This window comes from Luteimonas sp. FCS-9 (assembly GCF_001014645.1).
GTDB lineage: Bacteria > Pseudomonadota > Gammaproteobacteria > Xanthomonadales > Xanthomonadaceae > Luteimonas.
The window spans coordinates 117,793-139,586 of the sequence record NZ_LASZ01000007.1; the positions used below are offsets into that span (position 1 = coordinate 117,793).

15 protein-coding genes and 1 riboswitch are annotated in these 21,794 nt (G+C 72.4%); of the genes, 3 read left to right on the top strand and 12 right to left on the bottom strand.

Features of this window, described 5'->3' with window-relative positions; all coding sequences use genetic code 11:
• Positions 1-229 precede the first annotated feature (229 nt).
• The 7 genes from ggt to WQ56_RS08435 form a co-directional block, all read right to left on the bottom strand.
• Positions 230-1,930, bottom strand: a complete 1,701-nt coding sequence (gene ggt / locus WQ56_RS08405; RefSeq protein ID WP_047136644.1) for a gamma-glutamyltransferase — start codon at positions 1,928-1,930, stop codon at positions 230-232.
• 67 nt (positions 1,931-1,997) lie between these two features.
• Complete coding sequence (locus WQ56_RS08410) at positions 1,998-2,666, bottom strand: epoxyqueuosine reductase QueH (protein WP_047136703.1); 669 nt, start codon at positions 2,664-2,666, stop codon at positions 1,998-2,000.
• A gap of 87 nt (positions 2,667-2,753) precedes the next feature.
• Positions 2,754-3,698: a 3-hydroxyisobutyrate dehydrogenase gene (gene mmsB / locus WQ56_RS08415; RefSeq protein WP_255350609.1), complete on the bottom strand. Its 945-nt coding sequence runs from the start codon at positions 3,696-3,698 to the stop codon at positions 2,754-2,756.
• Positions 3,699-3,714: 16 nt separating this feature from the next.
• On the bottom strand, positions 3,715-4,875 hold the full coding sequence (locus WQ56_RS08420) for an enoyl-CoA hydratase/isomerase family protein (RefSeq protein WP_231583383.1): 1,161 nt from the start codon (positions 4,873-4,875) through the stop codon (positions 3,715-3,717).
• On the bottom strand, positions 4,872-5,681 hold the full coding sequence (locus WQ56_RS08425) for an enoyl-CoA hydratase (protein WP_047136647.1): 810 nt from the start codon (positions 5,679-5,681) through the stop codon (positions 4,872-4,874). Before WQ56_RS08425 ends, WQ56_RS08420 begins: the two co-directional genes overlap by 4 nt.
• Positions 5,678-6,856: an acyl-CoA dehydrogenase family protein gene (locus WQ56_RS08430; RefSeq protein ID WP_047136648.1), complete on the bottom strand. Its 1,179-nt coding sequence runs from the start codon at positions 6,854-6,856 to the stop codon at positions 5,678-5,680. The genes WQ56_RS08425 and WQ56_RS08430 overlap by 4 nt, the downstream gene beginning before the upstream one ends.
• A 2-nt stretch (positions 6,857-6,858) precedes the next feature.
• Complete coding sequence (locus tag WQ56_RS08435) at positions 6,859-8,367, bottom strand: CoA-acylating methylmalonate-semialdehyde dehydrogenase (protein WP_047136649.1); 1,509 nt, start codon at positions 8,365-8,367, stop codon at positions 6,859-6,861.
• A gap of 120 nt (positions 8,368-8,487) precedes the next feature.
• On the opposite strand from WQ56_RS08435, the gene WQ56_RS08440 reads away from it, so the two are divergent.
• The gene (locus WQ56_RS08440) at positions 8,488-9,873 is read left to right on the top strand and encodes a short-chain fatty acyl-CoA regulator family protein (protein WP_047136650.1); all 1,386 of its coding nucleotides are present in this window, start codon (positions 8,488-8,490) and stop codon (positions 9,871-9,873) included.
• A gap of 138 nt (positions 9,874-10,011) precedes the next feature.
• Here the strand turns inward: WQ56_RS08440 and WQ56_RS08445 are convergent, their stop codons facing one another.
• A complete protein-coding gene (locus WQ56_RS08445) occupies positions 10,012-11,880 on the bottom strand; it encodes a S8 family serine peptidase (RefSeq protein WP_047136651.1) in 1,869 nt (622 codons plus the stop codon).
• 47 nt (positions 11,881-11,927) lie between these two features.
• A complete protein-coding gene (locus tag WQ56_RS08450; protein WP_197076458.1) occupies positions 11,928-14,702 on the bottom strand; it encodes an ESPR-type extended signal peptide-containing protein in 2,775 nt (924 codons plus the stop codon).
• A 226-nt stretch (positions 14,703-14,928) separates the two neighbouring features.
• On the opposite strand from WQ56_RS08450, the gene WQ56_RS19440 reads away from it, so the two are divergent.
• On the top strand, positions 14,929-16,347 hold the full coding sequence (locus WQ56_RS19440) for an ATP-binding protein (RefSeq protein ID WP_052772915.1): 1,419 nt from the start codon (positions 14,929-14,931) through the stop codon (positions 16,345-16,347).
• On the opposite strand, the gene WQ56_RS08460 is transcribed toward WQ56_RS19440, so the two are convergent.
• The 3 genes from WQ56_RS08460 to WQ56_RS08470 form a co-directional block, all read right to left on the bottom strand.
• Positions 16,329-17,045 (bottom strand): response regulator transcription factor, encoded by a 717-nt coding sequence (locus WQ56_RS08460; RefSeq protein WP_047136652.1) that lies wholly within the window; start codon positions 17,043-17,045, stop codon positions 16,329-16,331. The two genes, WQ56_RS19440 and WQ56_RS08460, sit on opposite strands and share 19 nt — an antisense overlap.
• A gap of 219 nt (positions 17,046-17,264) precedes the next feature.
• Entirely contained in the window at positions 17,265-19,562 is a 2,298-nt protein-coding gene (gene metE, locus WQ56_RS08465; RefSeq protein ID WP_047136653.1) for a 5-methyltetrahydropteroyltriglutamate--homocysteine S-methyltransferase, read from the bottom strand.
• A 208-nt stretch (positions 19,563-19,770) separates the two neighbouring features.
• A riboswitch (cobalamin riboswitch) is annotated at positions 19,771-20,009 on the bottom strand.
• Positions 20,010-20,027: 18 nt separating this feature from the next.
• Positions 20,028-20,738: an NAD(P)H-dependent oxidoreductase gene (locus WQ56_RS08470; protein WP_047136654.1), complete on the bottom strand. Its 711-nt coding sequence runs from the start codon at positions 20,736-20,738 to the stop codon at positions 20,028-20,030.
• A gap of 114 nt (positions 20,739-20,852) precedes the next feature.
• Between WQ56_RS08470 and WQ56_RS08475 the strand changes: the two genes are divergently transcribed.
• Entirely contained in the window at positions 20,853-21,779 is a 927-nt protein-coding gene (locus WQ56_RS08475) for a LysR substrate-binding domain-containing protein (RefSeq protein WP_047136655.1), read from the top strand.
• Positions 21,780-21,794 lie beyond the last annotated feature (15 nt).

A 21,794-nucleotide genomic window follows, 5' to 3' on the forward strand; every position in this document is an offset into this window, starting at 1 on the left:
GGGCCGTGCCTTTGGGAGGCCTGTGGACTGGGAAGGCCCGCGCCCCCACCCGGCGCGCTGCGCGCGCCGACCTCCCCCGCGGTGCGGGGGAGGTAAGGGTCGCGCGGGGCGGGGGAGGTGGTGTCGCGCGTTGTGGGCGAGCGGGCGTAGTGCCGCTCGCCGACCTGCGGATGACGGTCCGAGGTCCGAGGTCCGAGGTCCGACGCCGGACGCCGGACGCCGGACGCCGTCAGTAGCCCGCGGCCTGGCCGTCCTTGCGCGATTCGCTGGCGCCGATCCAGCCACCGTGGGGGTTCTTCATGATCGCCTGGTAGCCGCCGTAGGGGCCGTGCGAGAAGCGCACCGAGTGGCCCTTCATCATCAGCGCGCGGACGGTCTCGTAGGAGAAGCCGCTTTCCAGGTCGAGTTCGCCGCCATCGGTCATCGCGGTGTTCTGGCCGGTCGGCTCGGTCGAGCCGTCGTGCTGGATGCGCGGCGCGTCGCCGGCCTCCTGCAGGTTCATGCCGAAGTCGAGCATGTTGATCAGGATCTGCACGTGGCCCTGCGGCTGCATCGCGCCGCCCATCACGCCGAAGCTCAGCCACGGTTCGCCGTCCTTCGTCGCGAACGCGGGGATGATGGTGTGGAACGGCCGCTTGCCCGGCGCATAGCCGTTGGGATGGTCGGCCTTGAGCACGAACTGCTCGCCGCGGTCCTGCAGGATGAAGCCCAGGCCCGGCGGCGCCATGCCACTGCCCATGCCGCGGTAGTTGGACTGGATCAGCGAGACCATCATGCCGTCGGCATCGGCGGTGGTCAGGTAGATCGTGTCGCCCTCGTCGAGCTGCCGGGGCGTGCCCGGCTGCACCTCGCGCAGCGCGCGGTCCATCGAGATCAGCTGCCCGCGCTCGCGCGCATAGTCCTTGGAGATCAGCCGCTCCACCGGCGCGGGGTGGAAAGCAGGGTCGGCGTACCAGCGCGCGCGGTCGGCGAAGGCCAGCTTCTTGGCCTCGGTGAACAGGTGCACGTGCTCGGGGCTGCCGAAGCCGTAGGACGCCAGGTCGTAGGGCTCGAGCAGGTTGAGGATCTGCAGCGCGGCGATGCCCTGCCCGCTGGGCGGCAGCTCCCAGACGTCGACACCGCGGTAGTTCGTCGAGACCGGCTCGACCCAGTTGCCGGTGTGGGCGGCGAGGTCCTCGTAGGACAGGAAGCCGTCGTTGGCGGCGAAGTAGTCGCCGATGGTCCGCGCGATCGCGCCCTTGTAGAACGCGTCCCGGCCGCCGTCGGCGATCGCCTGCAGCGTGTTCGCCAGGTTCGGGTTGCGCCAGGTCTCGCCCTTGCGCGGCGCGCGGCCGTCGATCGTGAACTGCTCGGTGAAGCCCGGCCACTGCGACAGCCGCGGCACCGAACGGTCCCAGTAGTACGCGATGACCTCGTGCACCGGATGGCCCTCGCGGGCATAGCGGATCGCCGGTGCGAGGTTGTCGGCCATCGTGCGCCGGCCGAAGCGGCCGTGCAGCGCGAACCAGCCGTCGACCGCACCCGGCACGGTGACCGGCAACGGACCGTGCGAGGGGATGTCGGTCAGGCCGCGGCGCTCGAACTCGGCGAGCGTCAGCGAACGCGGCGACCGGCCCGAGCCGTCGTAGCCGTACAGGCGTCGCGTCTTCGGGTCCCAGACGATCGCGAACAGGTCGCCGCCGATGCCGTTGCCGGTCGGCTCCATCAACCCGAGCGCGGCGTTGGCGGCGATCGCGGCATCGACCGCCGTGCCGCCGGCGCGCATCGTGTCGAGTGCGACCTGGGTCGCCAGCGGGTGGGAGGTCGCGGCCATCGCATGCGGCGCGAGGACCTCGCTGCGGGTCGCGAACGCCTTGCCGGTGATGCGGTCGGCGGCGGCGGTGGGCAGTGCGATGGCCAGGGCGGCGCAGGCGGCCAGGACGGGGCGCATGGCGGGATTCCTTCGGGTGGCTGGCGACAGTAACGCATCGCGCGCCTGCCGCGCAGCGACGCGCGGCTCAATCCTCGGCGTCGCCGTAGAACTGCACGCCGATGCGGATGCGCTCGCGGCCCTGGGCGCGGCGGTGGCGGTTGGTGTCGCGCAGCGAGTACACGCAGCCGCAGTATTCCTGCTGGTAGAAGCGCTCGCGCTTGCTGATGTCGATCATCCGCGACGACCCGCCGCCCTTGCGCCAGTTGTAGTCCCAGTAGGACAGGCCGTCGTAGGGCGCGGCCGCGCGGTGGCCGCAGTCGTTGATCTGCGCCATGTTCTTCCAGCGCGAGATGCCCAGCGAGCTGGTGATCAGCGGGAAGCCGTGCTCGTGGGCGTACAGCGCGGTGCGCTCGAAGCGCATGTCGAAGCACATCGTGCAGCGGATGCCGCGTTCGGGCTCGTTCTCCATGCCCTTGGCGCGGGCGAACCAGTTGTCGGTGTCGTAGTCGGCATCGACGAACGGCACGCCATGCGTCTGCGCGAAGCGGATGTTCTCCTCCTTGCGCAGCAGGTATTCCTTCACCGGATGGATGTTGGGGTTGTAGAAGAACACGGTGTAGTCGATGCCGGCCTCGACGAACGCCTCCATCAGCTCGCCCGAGCACGGCGCGCAGCACGAGTGCAGCAGCAGCCGGTCGGTCCTCGGGTCGAAGCCCTCGGGCGTCGGGAGCGGCGGGCGGGCGGGAGCGGACATGGCGGTCGGGCGAAGGTCGAAGGGGCCGTCCATGGTAGCCGGCCCCCCGCGCGCCGCCACCGCAGCGCGTCCGCGACGACGGTTCGCTCAGCCGCGCTGCAGCAGCTTGACCACGCTCGAGAAATCCAGCGCGCCATTGCCGGCCTGACTGTTCATCGCGTACAGGTTGCGCGCCAGTTCGCCCAGCGGCACCGCCGCGCCGGCGCCCATCGCGGCCTCGGCGGCCAGGCCCAGGTCCTTGAGCATCAGGTCGTTGCCGAAGCCCCCGGTGTAGCCGCGGCCGGCCGGAGCGTTCTCCAGCACGCCGGGCCACGGATTGCAGACCTCGGTGGCCCAGCTGCGGCTGGTGCTAACGGCCATCATCTGCGACAGCACCTTCGGGTCCAGGCCGTGCGCGACGCCGAGCGCGATCGCCTCGCCGGTCGCGGCCATGATCACGCCCAGCGCCATGTTGTTGCACAGCTTGGCGACCTGGCCCGCGCCGGTGTCGCCCATGTGGAAGATGTTTTTGCCCATCGCCTCGAGCACCGGACGGGCGCGGGCGAGCGCATCCGCGCTGCCGCCGACGATGAAGGTCAGCGTGCCGGCCTGCGCGCCGGCGGTGCCGCCGGAGACCGGCGCGTCGATCATCTGCAGGCCGCGCGCCTGCGCCGCGGCGGCGACCTTCTGCGCCGAGGCCGGTGCGATCGTGCTGCAGTCGATCACCAGCGCGCCGTCCGGGATCTTCGCCATCAGGCCCTCGTCGCCGAGGTACAGGCCCTCGACGTGGCGGCTGGCCGGCAGCATCGAGAGTACGACCTCGGCGTCGGCCAGCGTGTCGGCGGCATCGACCGCCGCGGTGACGCCGGCGCTCGACGCGGCGGCGAGCGCGTCGGCACTCAGGTCGAAGGCGCGCACGGCATGGCCTGCCTTCGCAAGGTTGGCGGCCATCGGCCCGCCCATGTTGCCCAGTCCGATGAAGGCGATGCGTGTCATGTGAGTCTCCGGGTCGCGATGCGCGTGCGCGCGATGGGGGGTGGGCGTGCCCGCCACTGCAGGCAACGCCGGTCTATCCGGCGCGCGAAGCGCCCAGGTCGGCCAGCGGGTGCGTACCGCCCGGCCACTGCGGCTCGGCGAAGAACGCCTGTGCCCAGGCCGGCGTGGTGGCCGCCAGGGTGGCGGGCTCCCACTTCGGCGTGCGGTCCTTGTCGATCAACAGCGCGCGGATGCCCTCGGCGAAATCGCCGTGCGCGGCGCAATGCAACGCGGTGATGTACTCGAGCCGGAACGTGTCGGCAAGCGACAGGTCCGCGGCGCGCGCCTGCAGCTCGAAGCCCAGCCGCGCCGAGCCCGGCGAGCCGGCCGCGAGGGTCTTCTGCGCCGCCGCCAGCCAGGCATCGTCGCCGGCCTCGAGCGAGGCGATCGCCTCGACGATGTCCTCCAGGCGCTCATGCGCGCAGAGCGCGGCCACGGTCTGCGCATGCAGCTGCAGCGGGCCGACCTCGACCGGCGCGACGAAGCGCTGCAGCAGCGCGCCCAGGCGCGCGTGGTTGTCGCGGTCGTCGCGCGTCCAGTCTTCCGCGGCCAGCGCGTCGAACACCGCCTCGCGATCGGCCTCCGCCAGGTGCACGTCGGCCAACTGCGCGTGGATCGCATCGCCCGGCCCCAGCAGCGCACCGGTCAGCGCGAGGAACAGGCCGGCGCGGTCGGGAACGCGGGCGAGCAGCCAGCTGCCGCCCACGTCCGGGAACAGGCCCACGGTGATTTCCGGGAACGCCAGCTTCGAGCGCTCGGTCACGACGCGATGGCTGCCGCCCGCCATCAACCCGATCCCGCCGCCCATGACGATGCCGTGGCCCCAGACCAGCACCGGCTTGGCGTAGGTGTGGATGCGGTGGTCGAGACGGTACTCGACCTCGAAGAACTCGGCGGCATAGCGGTTGTCGCACACGTCGTCCGCGCCCGCCGCGCGGTAGGCGACCATGCTTTCGTGCAGCGCATGCAGGTCGCCGCCGGCGCAGAACGCCTTCTCCCCGGCGCCCTGCAGCACGACCAGCGCAATCGTGTCGTCCTGCGCCCACGCGACCAACTGCGCGTCGAGCAGCCGCGCCATCTCCAGCGACAGGCCGTTGAGGGTCTTGGGCCGATTGAGCGTGGCGATGCCGACGCGACGGCCGCCGGCGGCGGCGCGCGTCTCGAACAGCACCGCGGCGGGGTCGGCCGCGCTCACGCGTTGGTCCACGCGGGGCTGCGCTTCTCCAGGAACGCGGCGACGCCTTCCTTCTGGTCGGCGGTGTCGAACAGGTCGACGAACAGTTCGCGCTCGGCGATCAGGCCGGCGCTCGCCGGCTGGCTGCGCGTGGTCTGCACCAGGCGCTTGCACGCCGCGACGCTGGTCGGCGACTGCTTCGCGGCCTTGGCCGCCCAGTCCAGCGCGCGCGCCCTGGCCTCGCCGCGGCCCACGACCTCCTCGACCACGCCGATGCGCAGCGCGGTCGCCGCGTCGATGCGCTCGCCGAGCAGGATCATGCGCTTGGCCCAGCCCTCGCCGGCCAGTCGCGTGAGGTTCTGGGTGCCGCCGCCGCACGGCAACAGGCCCACGGTCGCCTCGGGCAGCGCCATCTGCGCCTGGTCCTCGGCAATACGCAGGTCGCAGGCCAGCGCGCATTCGAGCCCGCCGCCCATCGCGTAGCCGTTGATCGCCGCGATCGACACGCCGCGGAACGCGCTCAGCGCCTCGAATGCCTCGCCGAAGCGCTCGGCGGCGGCGTGCGCATGGGCCTTGTCGCCCGACGCGAACTGCTTGAGATCGGCGCCGGCCGAGAAGAACTTCTCGCCCTCGCCGGTGACCACCAGCGCGTAGATGTCGCGATCGCCGTCGAGCGCGGCGACCAGGTCGCGCAGCGCGGACAGACTGTCCACGGTCCAGGTGTTGGCCGGCGGATTGCGCAGCGTGACGATCGCCGTGTGGCCGTCGATCTCCAGGCCCAGCCCGGTCCAGTCGCGCGTGCGGTAGTCGTGGGCGGCGTGGGTCATCGCAGGTCCTCCTCGGTGTTGAGCAGATGGCGCGCGACGATCACGCGCATGATCTCGTTGGTGCCTTCCAGGATCTGGTGCACGCGGCTGTCGCGCAACAGGCGCTCGATCGGGTACTCGCGGATGTAGCCGTAGCCGCCGTGCAGCTGCAGCGCATCGTTGCACACCGAGAAGCCGGCATCGGTCGCGAACCGCTTGGCCATCGCGCACCACACGGTCGCATCGGCGCTGCCGGCGTCGAGCTTGCGCGCCGCGGTATGCACCATCTGGCGCGCGGCGACGAGCTGCGTGGCCATGTCGGCGAGCTTGAACTGCAGCGCCTGGAACTCGCCGATCGCCTTGCCGAACTGCTTGCGCTCGCGCAGGTAGCCGCGGGCGGCGTCGAGCGCGCCCTGTGCCGCGCCCAGCGAGCACGCGGCGATGTTGATGCGGCCGCCGTCCAGGCCCTTCATCGCGATGCGGAAACCTTCGCCCTCCGCGCCGAGCAGGTGGTCGGCCGGCACGCGCACGCCGGTGAAGCTGATCGTGCGGGTGGGCTGGCTGTTCCAGCCCATCTTCTCTTCCTTCTTGCCGTACTCGATGCCCGGCAGGTCGGCCGGCACCGCGAACGCGCTGATCCCGCGCGCGCCCTCGCCGCCGGTGCGGGCCATGACGATCAGCATGTCGGTGGCGCCGGCGCCGGAGATGAAGGCCTTGCTGCCGTCGATGACGTAGTCGTCGCCATCGCGCACCGCGCGGGTCTTGAGCGAGGCGGCATCCGACCCCGCCCCCGGCTCGGTCAGGCAATAGGAGCCGAGCCTGTCGCCGCTGGCCATCGCCGCCGCCCATTCGCCGCGCACGCGCGGCCCGGCCCAGGTCGCGAGCATCCAGGTCGCCATGTTGTGGATGCTGATGTAGGCGGCGGTCGAGGGATCGGCCGCCGACAGTTCCTCGAAGATCAGCGCCGCATCCAGGCGCGAGAGCCCGATGCCGCCGGCGTCCTCGGGCGTGTAGATGCCGCAGAAGCCGAGCGCACCGGCGTCGGCGATCACCTCGCGCGGGAAGATGCCCTCCGCGTCCCAGTGCGCGGCCTGCGGCGCGAGCTGCGCGGCGGCGAAATCGCGCGCCGCCTCCCGGAACGCGGCCTGCTCCTCGGTCAGGCCGAAGTCGGCGCCGGCGGTCGTGGTGGCGTCCATCGTCACTTCAGGCTGATCGTGGTGTTGACGCCGTGGCCCAGCGTCTCGTCGTCGAACCAGCGCGCGGTCACGGTCTTGGTCTGCGTGTAGAACGTCACGACCTGCTTGCCGTACGGGCCGAGGTCGCCGAGCTTGGACGCGCGCGAGCCGGTGAACGAGAACAACGGCACCGGCACCGGGATCGGCACGTTGATGCCGACCTGGCCGACGTCGATCTCTTCTTGGAACCTGCGCGCGGCCGCGCCCGACTGGGTGAACACCGCGACGCCGTTGCCGTTCGGGTTCGCGTTGACGATCGCGATCGCCTCGTCCAGCGACTCGGCGGCCAGGATGACCAGCACCGGCCCGAAGATCTCCTCGTCGTAGATGCGCATGCCGGGCTTGACCCCGGAGAAGATCGTCGGGCCGACGAAGTTGCCCTTGGCGTAGTCGCCGCCCAGCTTGGGATTGCGACCGTCGAGTTCGAGCGTCGCGCCGTCCTCGACGCCCGAGGCGATCAGCGCCTCGATCCGCTCGCGCGCCGCGCAGGAGATCACAGGCCCGACGTCGGTGCCGGCCTCGGTGCCGCCGCCGACCTTGAGCGTCTTGGCCTTGGCGACGAGCTCGGGGATCCAGGCCTGCGCCTCGCCGACCAGCACCGCGGTGCTGGCGGCCATGCAGCGCTGGCCGGCCGCGCCGAACGCGGCGCCGGCCATCGCGTTGAGGGTCTGCTCCTTGTTGGCGTCGGGCAGCAGGATCGCGTGGTTCTTGGCGCCCATCATGCACTGCACGCGCTTGCCGGCGAGCGAGGCGCGGTTGTAGACGTGGGTGCCGACCTTGGTCGAACCGACGAACGAGACCGCCTTGATGTCGGCATGGTCGCAGATCGCGTTGACCACGTCCGGCCCGCCGTGCACGACGTTGAGCACGCCCTTGGGGATGCCGGCCTCGAGCGCGAGCTCGACCAGGCGCATCGTCACCAGCGGATCCTGCTCGGAGGGCTTGAGGACGAAGGTATTACCGGTGGCGATCGCCATCGGGAACATCCACAGCGGGATCATCGCCGGGAAGTTGAACGGGGTGATGCCGGCGCACACGCCCAGCGGCTGCAGCAGCGTGTAGGTGTCCACGCCGTTGGCGACGTTGTTGGCCAGCTCGCCCAGTTGCAGGTTGCCGATCGCCGCGGCGTGTTCGACGACCTCCAGGCCGCGGAAGACATCGCCCTCGGCATCGGGCAGGGTCTTGCCCTGCTCGCTGGTCAGGATCGCGGCCAGTTCGCTCATGTGTTCGCGGATCAGCTGCTGGTACTTGAGGAAGATCCGCGCGCGCGTGCCGATCGGGGTCCGGCGCCAGGTCTTGAACGCGTCCTGCGCCGCAGCGACGGCGGCATCGACCTCGGCCGCGGTCGCGAACGGCACGCGGGCCAGCACCTCTTGCGTCGCCGGGTTGACGACGTCGCGCCACTCGGTGGTCTTGGACTGGACGAACTCGCCGCCGATCAGCAGCGGGACGGCATGGGGAGCATTCGACATGGACGGACCTGCGGCGCGGGACGGAATTCGCATTATTCGCAGGATCGCGCCGTCCGGCGCCTGTTCATTCCGGCGTATCGTGCGAACATCGGCGACATTCCTGCGAAGATTGCGAACCTCATGGCCCGCCCCAAGCGCTTCGTCGGCGCCCGCCTGCGACGCCTGCGCCAGCAGCACGGCCTGGCCCAGGCCGCGCTGGCCCAGGCGCTGGCACTGTCGCCGAGCTACCTCAACCAGATCGAGCGCGACCAGCGCCCGCTGACCCCTGCGGTGCAGGCCCGGCTCGAGGCGCTGCTCGGTCCGCAGCCGACGCTGTTCGACGACGCCGGCCCGGCCGCGCTGGTCGGCGAGCTGCGCGAGGCACTGGCCGAGTTGGGCGAGCCCGCCGCCACGCCCGAGGAGCTCGAGACGCTGGCCGGCGACCTGCCCGGCATCGCGCGCGTGCTGCTGGATCTGCACCGCCGCCAGCGCGCGATCCGCGAGCGCGCCGACGTGCTGGCGGCGCAACTGGGCGAGGCAGAACTCGCCGGCCCCGACGGCGACCCGGTCCGCGACTACTTCAACCGCCGCCGCAACCACGTCGCCGAGCTCGACGACATCGCCGAGGCCGCGTTCGGCGCGCAAGGGCTGGTCGCCGGCCAGGTCGCTCCGCGGCTGCGCCAGCGCCTGCGCGACGCCCACGGCATCGCGGTGGCACTGGGCGACGGGCTCGACGACAAGCGCCGCTTCGATCCCGACACCCGCACGCTGTGGCTGCCCGACTGGCTGCAGCCGGGCCAGCAGGCGTTCCAGATGGCTGCCGAGCTGGCGCTGCGCGAACACGGCGCGCTGATCGACACGCTGGTCGCGCAGGCCGGCTTCGTCGATCCCGAGCGCGCCGCGCAGGCCCGCATCGGCCTGTCGAACTACTACGCCGGCGCGCTGGTGATGCCCTACGGCGCGTTCCTCGACGCCGCGCAGGCCGAGCACTACGACATCGACCGCCTCGCCCACCGCTTCGGCGTCGGCTTCGAGGCCGTCTGCCACCGCCTGAGCACCCTCGCCCGCCCCGGCCGCCCGGGCCTGCCGTTCTTCTTCGTACGCGTCGACCGCGCCGGCAACGTCTCCAAGCGCCACTCGGCGACCGACTTCCACTTCTCCCACGTCGGCGGCGCCTGCCCGCTGTGGATCGTCTACGAGGCTTTCAACCAGCCCGGCCGCATCCTCACCCAGGTCGCGCGCATGCCCGACGGCCGCCGCCACTTCTGGCTGGCCCGCCAGGTCGAGAGCGGTCCGGCGGGCTACGGCCGCCGGCGCAGGACCTTCGCCGTCAGCCTGGGCTGCGACCTGCGCCACGCCGACCGCCTGGTCTACTCGCGCGGCCTGGACCTCGACGACCTCGCCAACGCCACCCCGATCGGCCCGGGCTGCAAGGTCTGCGAACGCACCGACTGCGTGCAGCGCGCCTTCCCGCCGCTCCGGCTGCCGGGGTTCCACCGGACGGCCGGGGATGGGCCCGGCGCGTAAACGGCGCGGTGGCTGGCGCAACGCGGCAGCACGTGCATTGTTTCCAGCGGAAGCGGAAGGTCCATCGTCGCCGGGCGCACCGAGACGCCATTTCCGCACGAACGGGCGGACGCCATGCGCCCGCCCGTCGGAACAAGACTACTGCCGCCCGATCAGCGTCACCCCGCTGTAGCCACGCGTGCCACCGACCAGCTTGATGTAGTAGGTGCCGGCCTGCGGCGCGGTGAAGCGGACCGTGTGGGCGGTGCCGGCGCGCACCGAGCGGGCATCGTAGTCGTGCTCGGTCGGCACGCCGTCGCGCTTGACGTACAGGCGCACGTTGCCGGTGCCGGCCAGGGTCAGAAACGACAGCGTCGCGCCGGCCCGCGCCTCGAAGGCGTACAGCGCTTCGCGCGCATCGTCGTCGGCCAGGCCGGTGCGGGGAACACCGTTGGCCAGCGGCAGTGCCGTCGCCGTGCAGTCGTCGACCGCAGGGTCGCAGGGCTCTTCGAGCGCCCGCGCCAGCGCCAGGCTGGCATCGACGATGCCGGTACCGATCGGCCTGACGGCCGACGGCGGCACCGGGAACGGTCGCGAGGTCCGCTTCAGCAGGACTTCCATGTCGGCCGGACTCAGCACCGGCTTGCCGGCCGCGGCCAGCGCGCTCTGCACCAGCGCCGCCGTGGCCGCCACGTGCGGCGCCGCCATCGAGGTGCCGGCCTTGCCGGTGTTGACGTACTCGCCGCCGCTGGGGCCGGTCTCGCCGCTGTAGCCGGCCTGGACCACGAAGCCGTCCCAGCCCGCGTTGCCGGGGTCCTCCTGCTCGCCGCCGCCGGGGCCGGCGATGTCCACGGCCGCGCCGAAGTTGGAGTAGTAGGCGATGCCGCCGGTGATGCGCGTGGCGCCCACGGTGACGACGTTGGCGCAGTTGGCGGGGGTGAATCCGCTGGTGTTGGCCGCGCTGTTGCCGGCGGCGACCACGACCGTGCTGCCGTTGGCCACCGCGGTATCGATCGCGCCCTGCATGGTCGCGCTGCAGGTGCCGCTGCCGCCCAGGCTGAGGTTGATGACCTCGGCCGGATGGGCATTGTCCGGCACCCCGTCGACGCTGCCGCCGGAGGCCCAGACGATCGCGTCGGCAATGTCGGACATCTGCCCGCCGCAGTAGCCGAGCACGCGCACCGGCAGCACCTGTGCGTCGTAGGCGACGCCGGCACCGCCGAGCGCGTTGTGGGTGAGCTGGCCCACGGTGCCGGCGACGTGGGTGCCGTGCCAGGAACTGGGCGCAGCGGGCAGGTTGCATTCGTTGGTGGCCTCGCGCCAGTCGCCGTGGTCGAGCGCGCCGGGCACGCGCTCGTCGGTCGGGCGCCGCGAGTAGAACGCGCTGCTGATGAAGTCGTAGCCTTCCAGCACGTGGTCGCCGTCCTGCAGGTCCGGATGCCCGGGCAGGATGCCGGTGTCGATCACCGCGACCACGGTGCCGGCCCCGGTGGAGGATTCCCACGCGGCCGGTGCGCGGATGCCGCCGGCCTCGCCGTGCAGGTGCCACTGGTAGGTGGCGTAGAGCGGATCGTCCGGCACGACCTCGGCGGGTGCGGCCGCCGCTGAGGGGCGTGTCAGCATCCCGACCGGATGCAACACCTGGTCGGGTTCGGCGTACTCGACGGCCGGATCCTGGCGCAGTTCCGTCAGCAACCGGCCGAGTTCGGCCGCCTCGAGACGGCGCGAGAGCCGCACCACGTCGGCCCCGGTGGCGCTGCGTCGCAGCGCCTGCGCGGTCAGCGGTCGGTTGCCGGCGACGCCGGCCAGGCCGCGTTCGACCACGCCGGCGCGGTCGGCGGCGGTGGCCACCGACAGGGTGCGCGCGGCCGGTGTGCGGTACTTGACGATCAACTGCGTCGTCGCCTGCGGCGCGGCCGGCGCCTCGACCAGGCTGCGGCCGACCGGCGGCGCGGCCCACAACGACTGCGAGATGGCCATGGCCAGCGCAGCGCCGGCGGCGAGGCCCAGAGACTTGTTCGTGTGCATGCGTGTTACCCCGATTGGATGATGGTTCGAAACCCCGTGGGCACCGCTCACCAGCTGAAGCCGGCGCCGCCCATCACGCTCTTCTCGCCGCCCGAGAGGGCGCCGCCGAACGACACGCTGGCACGCTCGCCGATCGCACGCTGGTAGCCGACCGCGAGCGCCTCCTCGCCGCCCTGCGCGCCGACGCCGACACCGACGCGGTTGCGGCCCGACAGGCCGGCGGTGTTCATCGCCATGCCGGCATAGGCGCCGCTCATCGCCGCCATGCGGTCGAAACGCCGGTCCACGCGCTCGAAGCGCTCGTCGACTTCGCGGCGCAGGCCGTCGAAGCTGTCGTTGAGCGCACCGAAGCGTGCATCGGTATAGGCATTGGCGGTGGTCACCGCCTGCGTGGCCGTGGTGTCTGCGTAGGCCTTGGCGTCGGCCACGCCGGCATCGACCTGGGCCACATTCGCCGCGTCCGTGTCCGCCGTGCCCGCCGCCACGTTGGCGATCTGGCGCTCGTTGCCCGCGCTGCCCACCGACACCGTGTCCGCGCGGTCGGCCACCGAGCCCTGGCCCAGTGCCACCGCGTTTTCCGCCGTCACGCTCGCGCCCTGGCCCAGTGCGGTGCCCGAAGCCGCGCTCACGCTCGCCCCCTCGCCCACCGCGACCGCGTTCGTCGCCTCCGCCGCGATCGCGCTGTTCGCGCCCACCGCGGTGCTGCCGTCCGCCTCCACCCGCGCGTTGCCGCCCAGCGCCACGTCGTTCGGGCCGTGCGCGTAGGCACCGCCGCCCACCGCCACCCCGTTCTCGCCGTTGGCCTGCGCGCCCGAGCCCACCGCCACCGCGTTGGTGTCCTCGCCCACGCTGGACGCCGTGTCGCCGCCCACGCTCACCTTGTCGTCGCCGGCCCCGCCATGCGTGGCCAGCGCGTCGATCCGCCGATCCAGCAGCCCGATCTGCGCATCCAGCGCTCCCAGCGCCGAGCCCACGCTGTGGTAGGTGCCCTCGCCGATCGTGTAGGCCGGCGCCGACAGCGTGCCGAACGCGGTCACCGCCGCGCCGCCGCCCAGCAGGTCCGCCGCCGACTGCAGGCCCGCGTGCAACTGGCCGCCGTTGACCGCCTGCCGGCTGCCGGCCTCCACCGCGCCCGCTGCCACGTTGCCCAGCACCGTGCCCTCGGCCCCGGCCAGGGTCAGCGCCGCCTTGTCCTCGCCGTCGTAGATCACCGCGTTGGCGGCCAGTTCGCCCACCGAGCCGCTCACCGCCTTCAGCTGCGCCAGGTTCACCGCATCGGTGTCGGCGGTGCCGGCGGCCACGTTCGACACCACCGTGCCCTCGGCACCGGCCAGGGTCAGCCGCGACTTGTCCTCGCCGTCGTACAGTGCCGCCTGGCCGGCCAGCGCGTCCAACACGCCGCTCACCTCCTCCAGCTGCGATACGTTCACCGCGTCGGTGGACTCGGTGCCGGCGGCGACGTTGGCGATCTGCCGGGTCAGGCCGGTGCCGGCATTGCCGATGGAGACCACATCATCCCGGTCGGCAAGCGAGTCGGCACCGAGCGCAACGCTGTTGGCGCCGATGAAACTGCCGTTTTCCCACCAGTTCTCCGGCGGCAGATAGACGCCCACGCGCGCGTTGTGGCCGATCGCGGTGCCGCCGACGATGCCCTCGGCATACGTGTTCGCGCCGATCAGGGTCGACTGGTGGCCTTGGTAGTGGGTCTGCGCGTTGGCGCCGATCACCGTGGCACTCTCGGCGCTGGCCATCGCGTTCTGGCCGATGGCGATGTTGCCGTCCTTGCTGCCCTGGGCCATGTAGCCGATCGCCAGCGCGTACTGGCCGTGGGTGATCGCGTTGCGACCCGCGGCGATGGAGTCGTCGCCATAGGAATATGCCGTTGCCCCAAGCGAGACCGAGCGCAGGCCGTTGGCCTGGGCGCCGACGCCCAGCGCGGTCGAGCTCTGGCCGTTGGCCTCGGTCTTCACGTAGCTGCCGCCGGTCGCGTACATGCCGCCGACCGCGACGCCCTCCGCAGCGGTGGCGCGCGTCTCCACGCCGATCGCCAGTGAGGCGACCCCGGTCGCCTGCGCCTGCACGCCGTAGGCGGTGCTGAAGTCGGCCTCGGCCAGCGAGATCGCGCCCATCGCCGTGGCCTGCTCGCCCAGCGCGCGCGCGTACAGGCCGGCGGAAGTCGCCAGCACGCCGGTGGCCTGGGCGCTGGCGCCGATCGCGGTGGCGCCGGTGCCGCTGGCGACGGTGGCCTCACCGCCCAGGAACTCGATGGTCTCGCCGAAGAAGTCCACCCGGCGGAACAGCGGATCGCCATTCTCGTCGACGGCCTTGCCGCCGATCGCGAGCGTGCCGTCGGCGGTGGCGGCGGCGGCGTTGCCGAGCGCGATGGCGTTGCTGCCGAATGCGCTCGCGCCATAGCCCACGGCGGTGCCGTGGATCCCGAACACGGTGGCGCCGGCGCCGAAGGCCGAGGCACCGTAGCCGATCGCGTTGCTGGCCTCGCCGGCGGCGGTGGCGTACTCGCCCTCGGCCCAGGCGCCGACGTCGTCCTCGCCGTCCTCGCTGCCGGTGGCCTGGAACCAGTCCGCCGGCGCGACCGCGGCGGGCACGACGGATTCACCACCCTCCTCAACCGCCGTCGCAGCATCGGCAGGCGGCTCCGCCGCGGACGCACCGAACGCCAGCAACAGCGACGCGGCCAAGGCCGCCACCGCCGGGCGGTTTCGCCGTGCGCCGTTCCCCGCGCCGTGCCGGCGCGCCAGTTCGGAGGCCACGACGTACTGCCCCAACGCACGATTCCACACCTTGCAATAGATCCCGTTCACGTCATTCCCCGAGTTGATTGTCTGGCCGCCACAGACGGAAGAGGCCGGCATCCTGTCGGCGGGCGGCGAGGCGATGCGCGCGCGCCGCGAGGACCGATCATGGCCAAGGTTTCATCCTGATGTCACTCACGCAAATTGTTGAAGACAAAGAAATATTTCCGGAACTCACGACTGCCGTGAGTTTGCGGTAGGCTGTCCGACCGCTTCCCCCTCGCGGTCACATCCGTTGCGCACCGGCTCCACGCCCCGCTCCCTCCCGCGCTGGTCCGGTCGGGTCCCGATCGCCGATCCGGTCGACCGGCGCAACGCGCCTTTCCTGCAGCTGCTGTTCGCCGTCGTGGGCCTGATCACCTTCTCCAGCGTGGCGCTCTATGCACTGCGGCTGCGCGCGCCGCATCCGCCGGTCCCGCTCGATGCCTGGTTCGGCCTGGCCTGCACGCTGCTGGTCGGGGCGGTGTCGTGGACCAGCCTTTGGCTGGTCAGGCGCGGCCTGCTGCGGACGGGGGTGAAGTTCTTCGTCGTCGCGCTGCTGGCCAGTCTGGCGATCGCCTATTCGCGTCTGGGCGTGGGCGAATTGGCCACCGATCCGGTCCCGCTGCTGCCGCTGGCGATCGCCGGGCTGGTGCTGGGACGGCGCGCGCTGTGGGGCGTGTTCGCGGTGCTGGCGGCGATCTGCGCGGGCAGCGCGCTGGCCGAGCTGGCGCGGTCCCTGGGTACGCCCGCGCATTCCTCGCTGCGGCTGTCCGGGCTGGCGCTGGTGACGATCGGCGCCTACCTGCTGATCACCCTGCTGCTGGACCGCACCGTGGCCGCGCTGCGCGAAAGCCTGGCCGAGTCGGACCGGGGCCGCCACGAGCTCGAGCGCGTCAACGCGCAGCTGCGCCGGGAGATGGCCGAGCGCGAGCGCGCGCAGGAACAGCTGATCCACGCACAGAAGATGGAACTGGTCGGCCGGCTGGCCTCGGGCGTGACCCACGACTTCGACAACATCATCAACGTCATCGCCGGCTACGCGAAGCGCCGCGAGCAGCTCGCCGATCGCGGCACCGCGGCGCTGCTCGACGCGATGGGGGGGATCGAGATCGCCTCGCGCCGCGCGCTCGCGCTCAGCCGCAAGCTGCTCAACTTCAGCCGGCGGCCGAAGGGCCGGCCCGAGCGCTTCGACATCGGCGAGGCGCTGCGCGAGCTGCAGCCGATGGTGCGGCAGCTGTTCGGCGCGGAGGTGCAGGTCCGCCTGGATACGCCCGCAGAAGCACTGCCGGTGACGATGGACCGCGACCAGCTGGAACTGGTGGTGCTCAACATCGCCGCCAACGCCCGCGATGCGATGCACGAGCGCGGGCGCTTCGCCATCGAGTGCGCGACTACGGCCGCGGGCGATGCCGTGCGGCTGCAGCTGGCCGACGATGGCTGCGGCATACCCGAGGCCGTGCTGCCGCACATTTTCGAACCCTTCTACACCACCAAGCCGATCGGGCAGGGCACCGGGCTGGGGCTGTCGCTGGTACGCGAGATGGTCGAGGCGGCCGGCGGGCGCATCGAAGCGCACAGCCGGATCGGCGCGGGCAGCCGCTTCGACATCCGCCTGCCGCTGGCCGCGGCCGAGGCGCTGGCCGCGCCCGCACCTCACTCGGCGAGCAGGTAGCCCACCCCGCGCGTGGCCTTCAGCGGCAGCGCCTGGCCCTTGTCGGCAATGCCGGCCGCCTTGCGGCGCAGCCGGTGCATCAGCATCTCCAGGCGATGCGGATCGAACGCATCGACGTCCTCGACCAGGGCGGCGATCAGCGCTTCGCGCGCGACCGTGCGGCCACGCCGCGCATCGAGCGCGCGCATCACGCTGCGCTCGGAGGCGGTCAGTGGCGCGACCCGGCCGTCGGGCGCGGCCAGGCACCAGCCGTCGGACTGCAGCCGCCAGCGGCCGGCCGGCGGCGCTGCGGACTCGCGCGGGGCATCCTCGCCGGCGAGCCGCTGCGCCAGGTTGCGCAGGGTCAGCGCCAGCACCTCGATGTCGACCGGCTTGCGCAGGAAGGCGTCGGCGCCTTGGCTGAGCGCACGCACCTGATCGTCACGTCCGCGGTTGGCGGTGAGCATGACCACGCCCGTCCGCGGCGACACCTTGCGCAGGTGCGCGACCACGCTGAGCCCGCTCTCGTCCGGCAGGCCGATGTCGAGCACGGCCAGGTCGAAGCGGCGCTCGAGCATCGCCCGGTACAGGCCGCCGGCGCTGGCCGCGCCGGCGGCGTCGAAGCCGAAGTCTTGCAGGCCGGGCACGAGGATCTCGTCTCGCAACGCGTCGTTGTCCTCCAGGACGATCACGCCGATTCTTCGGAGTTCGACGGGCATGGGCGGGGGGCGAGCGGACACGGCTTGGCTGCAATGGCGATCTGTTCCCAGCATACCGCGTGGCAGGAACGGGGAATCGCATTGCAGGCCCAAAGCGCCACGGCCAGGCGCGTCACGGCCGCGCCGTACACGCGGCGGGCCGTGCCCCCAAGCGTCGCGGTGCACGGCCGCTCCTGGAACGGACACCGCATGCCGGCCGACCCGGCATGCGGCGTGGACTCAAGCGGCCCGGGTCGCCGGCAGTTCCGCACGCAGGCGCCGGGCCGCCTCGACCAGCGCTTCGAGCGCGGCCTGCGTCTCCGGCCAGCCGCGGGTCTTGAGGCCGCAGTCGGGGTTGACCCAGAGCTGCGCGACCGGGATCAGTTCGGCCGCCCGGTGCAGCAGCGCGGTCATCTCCTCGACGTCGGGCACGCGCGGGGAATGGATGTCGTAGACGCCCGGGCCGATGCCGTTGGGATACTCGAACCGCACGAACGCGTCGAGCAGTTCCATGCGCGAGCGCGAGGTCTCGATCGAGATCACGTCGGCGTCCATCGCCGCGACCGCCTCGATGATGTCGTTGAACTCCGAGTAGCACATGTGGGTGTGGATCTGGGTGGTGTCGGCCACGCCCGAGGCGCTGATGCGGAAGCTCTCGACCGCCCAGTCCAGATAGCCCGCCCAGTCGGCGCGGCGCAGCGGCAGGCCCTCGCGCAGCGCGGGCTCGTCGATCTGGATCACGCCGATGCCGGCCGCCTCCAGGTCGGTCACCTCGTCGCGCAGCGCCAGCGCGATCTGCCGGCAGGTGTCGGCGCGCGACTGGTCGTCGCGCACGAACGACCACTGCAGCACCGTCACCGGGCCGGTCAGCATGCCCTTCATCGGCCGGTCGGTCAGCGACTGCGCGAAACGAGACCAGCGCACGGTCATCGGCGCCGGGCGCGCGACGTCGCCGTAGATCACCGGCGGCTTCACGCAGCGCGAGCCGTAGCTCTGCACCCAGCCGCTCTTCGTGAACGCAAAGCCGTCGAGCTGCTCACCGAAATACTCGACCATGTCGTTGCGCTCGAACTCGCCGTGCACCAGCACGTCCAGGCCGATGGCTTCCTGCACGCGCACGCAGTGCTCGATCTGCGTGGCGACGAACGCATCGTAGTCGGCCTGCGCCAGCCTGCCCGACTTGTGCGCGGCGCGCGCCTCGCGCACCTCGAGCGTCTGCGGGAACGAGCCGATCGTGGTCGTGGGCAGCAGCGGCAGCGGACGCAGCGCGTCCTGCGCGGCGCGGCGCCGGGCGAACGGGGACGTGCGATGCGTGGCGGACGCGTCGAGCGCGGCGACGCGTGCGGCGACCTCGGATCGCTGCACGCGCGGCGAGGCGCGCCGCGCGGCGATCGCCTCGCGCGCCTGCGCCAGCGCCGGCTCGGCGGCGTTCGGATCGGCCAGCGCATCGGACAGCAGCCGCAGTTCGTCGAGCTTCTGCCGTGCGAACGCCAGCCAGCCGCGCAGTTCGGCGTCGAGCGCCTTCTCGTGGACCAGGTCCACCGGCACGTGCAGCAGCGAACACGACGGCGCCAGCCAGACCGCGTCGTCGCCGCGCGCCTCGATCGCGTAGCGCGCCAGCACCAGTGCCTCGTCCAGCCGCGTGCGCCAGATGTTGCGGCCGTCGACCAGGCCCAGCGACAGCGTGCGCCCGGCCGGCAGCGCACCGAGCACCGCGTCGAGCTGCTCGCGCCCGCGCACCAGGTCGACGTGCAGGCCGTCGACCGGCAGCGACGCGGCCAGCGGCAGGTTGTCGTCGAGCGCGCCGAAGTAGGTCGCCAGCAGCAGCTGCGGCCTCGGGCCCTGGGCGAGCGCGGCGTAGGCCCGGGTGTAGGCGGCGCGCGCGGTGGCGTCGAGATCGAGCACCAGCGCGGGCTCGTCGATCTGCACCCATTGCGCGCCGGCCGCGTGCAGCCGGGCGAGCAGCTCGGCGTAGGCGGGCAGCAGCGCGTCGAGCAGCGCGAAGCGATCGCTGCCGTCGACGGTCTTCGACAGCCACAGCAGCGTGACCGGGCCGATCAGCACCGGCCGGGTCTCGATACCCGCGGCCCTGGCCTCCAGGTACTCGCGCACCGGCTTGTCGTCGCGCAGCGCGAAGCGCTGGCCGGCCTGCAGCTCGGGCACCAGGTAGTGGTAGTTGGTGTCGAACCACTTGGTCATCTCCAGCGCGTGCAGGTCGATGCCGTCCTTCTGGTGACCGCGCGCGAGCGCGAAGTAGCCGGCCAGCGGGTCGGCGTCGGCGAGCGCGCGGTAGCGCTCGGGGATCGCGTCGAAACCGAACGCGGCATCGAGCACCTGGTCGTAGAGCGAGAAGTCGTTGCTCGGCGGCGTGTCGACGCCGGCCTCGCGCTGCAGGCGCCAGTGGCGCAGGCGCAGTTCGCGCGCGGTCGCCTGCAGTTGCGCGGCGTCGCTCTCGCCACGCCAGTGGCGCTCGACGGCCCGCTTGAGCTCGCGCTTGGCGCCGATGCGGGGGAATCCGAGATTGGTGATGCGTGTCATGTGGAAACGTCCTCAATGCGTGGGATTGAGGAACGAAGGGTCCGCACGGCCGCGCCGCGCCCGAGACGCGCCCGCCCGCCGCACGGCCGACCTTCGCCCCCTCGGGCGAACCGGAGCTGCGCGCAGACGTGCGGGACCGGCCGCGGCAATGCGCGGCGCGATGCCCGTCCGCCTCCCCGCGGAGGCCCCAGGTCGTACGTCCGCGCCTGTCGACGCGGACGGCCAGGGCAGGTCTTCGGGCTCATGGACGGGCCACCTTCAAAGGTGGCGGGCCTACTGTCCGTCGCTTCCCGGCCCGGACGGGCGCCAGTGCATTGACGGAGGTCGTTTCCAGTTACCGCTGCGGGGCAGCGCCGGAATTGCCGCATCGCGCGGCGCACCGGCTTCCCTTTTAATTCAATCGCTTCATTCGCATGAAGCGATAAAACCATGGCGGCGCCACGGTAGCGGCGCCCGGGCGGGCGGTCAAGCGGTGGCCGAGGCCGCGGCCGCCTCGCGTGCGTCGGCCTCCGTCGCCAGCCGGTCCACCAGCGCGTCCACCGCCGCTTCGGCGGCCGCGATCGACGCCGCCAGTCGGGCGTCGGCGAACTCGTCGTACTCGACCGCGACGCAGTCGAAGACCTCGATGCCGAGATAGCGCAACGGCGTCATGACGCCGCGTTCGACGTGGTTGTCGGCCGCGTGCCGCCCGCCCGCGTCGTAGCCGTGGTCGCCGCGCGCGCCCAGCAGCACCGCGCGCCGGCCCTGGCCGGCCAGCAGCGGCCAGTACGGCGCACCGTCGCGCGCGCGGTCGAAGCCGAAGGTGCGGCCCACGCGCACCACGTTGTCGATCCACGCCTTGACCTGCGCCGGCATGCCGAAGTTGTACATCGGCACGCCCGCGACGATCAGGTCGCTGGCGAGCAGTTCGTCGACGAGCGCGTCGCTCTCGGCCAGCCGCGCGGTCATCCACGGCGCCCGTTGCGCCGGCGGTGTGAACGCGGCATGGATCCAGCGGCCGTCGACCGGTGCCGGCGGGGCCTGGCCGACGTCGCGGTACGCGACGTGGTCGTCGGGGCGCCGCCGGCGCCAGCGCGCGACGAAGCGGGCGCCGAGCCGGCGGGTGTGCGAGCCGTGGGAATCCTCGCCGGAGCGGCCCGTGCGCGCACTGCCGTCGATGTGGAGCAAGCTGATCATGGTTCACCTGTCGAAGCCGGGGGAGAATGGCGCCGCGAAGCGCTGATCGATGATTCCCGCCCGGCCTCGGCGCCGACAAACGATGGTTCCTCAACCGATGGATGAATCCTCCTCATGCACGAAGCGCCCGGCCGCCTGCCCCCGCTGAGCGCACTGCGCGCGTTCGAGGCCGCCGCGCGGCGGCAGAGCTTCAAGGCCGCGGCCGGCGAGCTGTCGCTCACGCCCACCGCGGTCAGCCACCGCATCCGCCAGCTGGAGGACTGGCTGGGGCTGCGGCTGTTCGTGCGCGAAGTGCGCCGGGTCCGGCTGACCGAGACCGGGCAGCGGTTGTACCCGGCCGTCCACGACGGCTTCGCGGGCATCGCGGCCGCGGTTGCCGACCTGCACCGGCACGCGCGCCGGCCGGCGGTCGCGCTGAGCACCACGCGCGGGTTCGCCGCGCGCTGGCTGCTGCCGCGCCTGCCCGCGCTCGCCGCCGCGGCGCCGGACGTCGACCTGCACCTGCATGCGGCCGATGCGCCGGTCCGCCTGGGCGCGGGCACCGCGGACCTGGCGATCCGCTACGGCCCTGCGCCGGGCCGGCAGGTCGTCACCCACCCGCTGCTGCCGGGCCGCTTCGTCCCGGTGTGCGCGCCGGGTGTGGCGCCCGACGGGATCGAGGCGCTGGCGACGGTGCCGCGGCTGCGCTTCGCGTGGCGCCTGCAGGATGCCCACACGCCCGACTGGCCACGCTGGTACCGCGCCGCCGGCCTGCCGGACGCGCACGGCGGCGAACTCGGGTTCTCGGACGAGGCGCATGCGATCCAGGCCGCGATCGCCGGCCAGGGCATCGCGCTGGCGAGCGTCGCGCTGGTCGCCGACGCGCTCGAGGACGGCCTGCTGCGCGTGCCGTTCGGCCCGGTGCTCGACGGCCACGATTTCAGGCTGCTGGTCGCACCCGATGCCGTCGCGACGCCGGCCGTCGTCGCGGTCGGCGACTGGCTGCGCGCGGAGGCCGACGCGTTCCTGGCCCGGCACGCCGCGCGCTTCGACGGTGCGTGACCGCAACTTGAGGCC